The sequence below is a fragment of the Amycolatopsis sp. SID8362 genome (genome assembly GCF_010550475.1).
In the GTDB taxonomy this organism is placed as follows: domain Bacteria; phylum Actinomycetota; class Actinomycetes; order Mycobacteriales; family Pseudonocardiaceae; genus Amycolatopsis; species Amycolatopsis eburnea.
The window spans coordinates 1-4,361 of sequence record NZ_JAAGNB010000643.1; the positions used below are offsets into that span (position 1 = coordinate 1).

The following is a 4,361-nucleotide window of genomic DNA, read 5'->3' on the forward strand; positions in this document are numbered from 1 at the left end:
CAGCGGCCGCTGCTCGACCTCGGCGACGAGGGCTACCCGCTGCTCGGCACCTGGGCGGTGCTCATCGCGACGATGCTCGGCACGATGGGCCTGCCGCACGTGCTCATGCGCTTCCACACCAGCCCGGACGGCCGCGCCGCGCGCCGCACCGCCGCGATCACCGTGGCCCTGCTGGGCGTCTTCTACCTCTTCCCCGGCGTCTACGGCGTGCTCGGCCGGGTGCTCGTGCCCGGGCTGTACCTCTCCGGCGCCACGGACACCGTCGTCGTCGCGCTGCCGTACCAAGTGGACAGAGGCTGGGCCGGTGGCCTCTTCACGGCGCTGCTCACCGCGGGCGCGTTCGCCGCGTTCCTGGCGACGTCGCTCGGCCTGCTGCTGGTGATGTCCGGCGCCATCGCGCACGACCTCGTCCCCGGCGGGCTGCGACGGCTGCGGATCGCCGTGTTCGGCGTCGCCGCGATCATGGTGCTGCTGGCGCTGCGCTCGGCCGAGCTCGACGCCGGGGTGCTCGTCACGTGGGGCTTCACCGTGGCGGCGTCGACGTTCTGCCCGCTGCTCGTGCTCGGCATCTGGTGGCCGCGGCTGACCGCGTCGGGCGGGATCGCCGGGGTGCTGACCGGGCTCGTCGCGTCGTCGGGCTCGATCCTGTTCGCCCTCGCCGGCCCGGACCTGCACGGCTGGGTGGCGATCTTGGTGCAGCAACCGGCACCCTGGTCGGTACCGCTGGCGTTCGGCGTAATGGCGTTGGTCTCCCTGCGGGGCAGGCCCCCCACCTGGTCGACGGCGGCGATGCTCCGGTTGCACCTGGACGAACCCCGTTCGTCGGGACCGCGCGACCGTTCGTCAACCGTTCGTCGTCTGGCCCGGCTGTTGAGCCGCTGAATCTTCACGAGGGACTCACACGTCCCTACGGTGTCGCACGTCACTTTCCGCAGCGTCGCGAGGAGCAGCGATGAGCACGACGGACACCGGCGGCGGGCCCCCGGAAACGTCTGAGACCGTGTGGGAACACGCCCACGACAGCACGGAGTTCCGCGAGCTGCGCAGCCGCCTGCGCCGGTTCGTCTTCCCCATGACGGCGCTGTTCCTCCTCTGGTACCTGCTGTACGTGCTGCTCGCCGACTACGCGCACGGCTTCATGAGCACGAAGCTGGTCGGCAACATCAACGTCGGGCTGGTCTTCGGCCTGCTGCAGTTCGTCTCGACGTTCGTCATCACCGGCCTGTACGTGCGCTACGCCAACCGGAAGCTCGACCCGGTCGCCGAGAAGATCCGTGAGGACATCGAGAAGGAGCAGGCATGACCGCGACACTTGCCGCGAGCGTCGAGGGCAGCAACCCGCTCCTCAACATCGGCATCTTCGCCCTCTTCGTGATCATCACGCTGGTGATCGTGTTCCGCGCCAGCCGCAACTCGAAGACGGCGTCGGACTACTATGCCGCCGGGCGCGCGTTCACCGGTCCGCAGAACGGCATCGCGATCTCGGGTGACTACCTGTCGGCGGCGTCGTTCCTCGGCATCGCGGGCGCCATCGCGATCAACGGCTACGACGGCTTCCTCTACTCCATCGGCTTCCTGGTCGCGTGGCTCGTCGCGCTGCTGCTGGTCGCGGAACTGCTGCGCAACACCGGCAAGTTCACGATGGGCGACGTGCTCGCGTTCCGCATGAAGCAGCGCCCGGTGCGGGCCGCCGCCGCGACCTCGACGCTGGCCGTGTCGTTCTTCTACCTGCTGGCGCAGATGGCGGGCGCCGGCGGCCTCGTCGCGCTGCTGCTGGGCGTCGAAGGTTCCGGGGCGCAGGCGCTGGTCATCGCCGTCGTCGGCGTGATCATGATCGCCTACGTGCTGATCGGCGGCATGAAGGGCACCACCTGGGTGCAGATCATCAAGGCCGCGCTGCTCATCGTCGGCGCGCTCGCGATGACGCTGTGGGTGCTGGGCAAGTACGGCTTCAACTTCTCCAGCCTGCTGCAGGCCGCCGTCGACAAGGCGGGCAAGGCCGGCCAGACGCTGCTCGGCCCGGGCAAGCAGTACGGCACCAACGGAACGTCCAAACTGGACTTCCTGTCGCTCGGCATCGCGCTGGTCCTCGGCACGGCGGGCCTGCCGCACGTCCTGATGCGCTTCTACACCGTGCCGACCGCCCGCGACGCGCGTCGCTCGGTGGTCTGGGCGATCGTGCTGATCGGCGTGTTCTACCTGTTCACGCTGGTCCTCGGCTACGGCGCCGGCGCGCTGGTGGGGCCGGACACGATCAAGAAGGCGCCCGGCGGCGTGAACTCCGCGGCCCCGCTGCTCGCCTTGGAGCTGGGCGGCCCGGTGCTGCTGGGCCTGATCTCCGCGGTCGCGTTCGCCACGATCCTCGCGGTGGTCGCGGGCCTGACCATCACGGCGTCCGCGTCCTTCGCGCACGACGTCTACGCGAACGTCGTCAAACGGGGCAAGACGTCGCCGGACGCCGAGGTGAAGGTCGCCCGGATCACCGCGCTGGTGATCGGCGCCCTCGCGATCGGCGGCGGCATCCTGGCCAACGGGCAGAACGTCGCCTTCCTGGTGGCGCTGGCGTTCGCGGTGGCGGCGTCGGCGAACCTGCCGACGATCCTGTACTCGCTGTTCTGGAAGCGGTTCAACACCCAGGGCGCGCTCTGGTCGATCTACGGCGGCCTGGCCATCACGATCGTCCTGATCGTCTTCTCGCCGGCGGTGTCGGGGAAGAGCACGTCGATGTTCAAGAACGCCGACTTCGCCTGGTTCCCGCTGAGCAACCCGGGCATCGTCTCGATCCCGGTCGCGTTCTTCCTGGGCTGGCTGGGCACCGTCCTGTCCAAGGAGCACGACGAGAAGAAGTACGCCGAGATGGAGGTCCGGTCGCTGACCGGCGCGGGTGCCGAGAAGGCCGTCGCGCACTGACCACCCGAGACACCGAAGGCCGTCGTGAGTCACCCTCGCGGCGGCCTTCGGCCATTTCCGGGGTCAGTACGGCAGCTTGCCTTCGGCGACCCCGGCGAGCGTCGCCTCGAGCTGCTTGCGGGCGTACTGCCACAGCCCGCCGCCGAGCGAAATCCTCGCCACCCCCAGTTCGGCGAGGCCTTCGAGACCGGGACCGCCCGGCCACGCGGGCGCGTTGACGGCGCCGCCGACCCCCTGCGTGAACTCCGCGATCAGCTCGGGGGTGCGCAGGTGGATCGGGTAGACGCAGTCGGCGCCCGCCTCGAGGTAGGCCTTCGCCCTGGCGACGCCGGCGGCGAGCGCCTCTTTCGGGTCGACGCCGCGGAAGGAGTCGACCCGGGCGTTGATCACCAGGCCGTCGCCCGCGGCTTCCCGGAGAGCGGCGATCCGCTCCGCCTGTTCGGCGACCGGCCGCACCTCGCCGGTGGCGTGGTCGGTGTCCTCGAAGTTGCAGCCCACCGCGCCGGCGTCGGACAGCCGTCCGGCCAGCTCGGCACCGGAGAGGCCGTAGCCCGACTCGGCGTCGACGGTCACCGGCACGCCGACCGCCTTGGCGATCCGCGCGGCGGCGGCGAACATCTCGTCCGCCGGCGCCTGCTCCCCGTCAGCGAACCCGAGCGCGGCCGCGACGGCGACCGAGCTGGTCGCGACGGCCGCGAACCCGGCGGCTTCGACGAGCTTGGCGGTGTCGGCGTCCCAGGCGTTCGGCAGCACGAGCGGCTTGCCCGGGACGTGCAGCGCCTTGAGCGCGGCGGCGCTCACGAGTCGCGCTTCGGCAGCGGCGTGTGGCTGGTGATGGTCATCCGGTTCCAGCTGTTGATCGCGATGATCTCCCACGCCACCGCGCGGTACTGGTCTTCGGTGAGCACCCGCACCGCCTGCTCGTAGACGTCGTCCGGCACGGTCTGGGTCGCGGACAGCTTCGTCATCGCCTCGGTGAGGGCGAGCGCGGCCTGCTCCTGCTCGGTGAACAGGTCGGTCTCGCGCCAGCCGTCGAGGACGAACAGCCGCCGCGGTGACTCGCCCAGCTCCAGGGCGTCGCGGGAGTGCATGTCGAGGCAGAACGCGCAGCCGTTGATCTGCGACGCGCGGGTCTTCACCAGTTCGAGCAGCTTCGGGTCGAGCCCGGCGTTGGCCCCGGCCTTGTTGACCTCGGCCTGGAGGTTCGCCATCGCCTGGTAGAGCTCGGGGGCGCCCCCGAGTCCGATTCGCTTGGTCATGGTGTTCACGCTAGCCCGAACTGGTCCACGGGTATGGTCCAGTGACATGGCAGATCCGTGGTCCAGTTCCGGGCTCGACGTCCACCTCGACTGGCAGCCGTCGACCGGCCGGAGCGGCCTCGCGGCGGCGATCCGCGCGGCCATCCGCGAGGGCCGCTGGCAGCCGGGCGCGGCGGTGCCCTCGACCCGCGC

General features: G+C 70.6%; 4 protein-coding genes and 1 pseudogene. 3 read left to right on the forward strand and 2 right to left on the reverse strand.

All coding sequences use genetic code 11. From position 1 onward, the window contains the following. From G3I65_RS20025 to G3I65_RS20035, 3 genes and pseudogenes are all read left to right on the forward strand, one after another. A pseudogene (locus G3I65_RS20025) lies at positions 1-882 on the forward strand (cation acetate symporter); the annotation flags it as partial. 70 nt (positions 883-952) lie between these two features. Then, positions 953-1,303, forward strand: a complete 351-nt coding sequence (locus tag G3I65_RS20030; RefSeq protein ID WP_160697464.1) for a DUF485 domain-containing protein — start codon at positions 953-955, stop codon at positions 1,301-1,303. After that, the gene (locus G3I65_RS20035; RefSeq protein ID WP_160697465.1) at positions 1,300-2,910 is read left to right on the forward strand and encodes a cation acetate symporter; all 1,611 of its coding nucleotides are present in this window, start codon (positions 1,300-1,302) and stop codon (positions 2,908-2,910) included. Before G3I65_RS20030 ends, G3I65_RS20035 begins: the two co-directional genes overlap by 4 nt. A 63-nt stretch (positions 2,911-2,973) precedes the next feature. Here the strand turns inward: G3I65_RS20035 and G3I65_RS20040 are convergent, their stop codons facing one another. Together G3I65_RS20040 and G3I65_RS20045 are read right to left on the reverse strand one after the other, a co-directional pair. Next, on the reverse strand, positions 2,974-3,711 hold the full coding sequence (locus tag G3I65_RS20040; protein ID WP_160697466.1) for an isocitrate lyase/phosphoenolpyruvate mutase family protein: 738 nt from the start codon (positions 3,709-3,711) through the stop codon (positions 2,974-2,976). After that, entirely contained in the window at positions 3,708-4,169 is a 462-nt protein-coding gene (locus G3I65_RS20045; RefSeq protein ID WP_163046721.1) for a carboxymuconolactone decarboxylase family protein, read from the reverse strand. Before G3I65_RS20045 ends, G3I65_RS20040 begins: the two co-directional genes overlap by 4 nt. Positions 4,170-4,361: the final 192 nt, after the last annotated feature.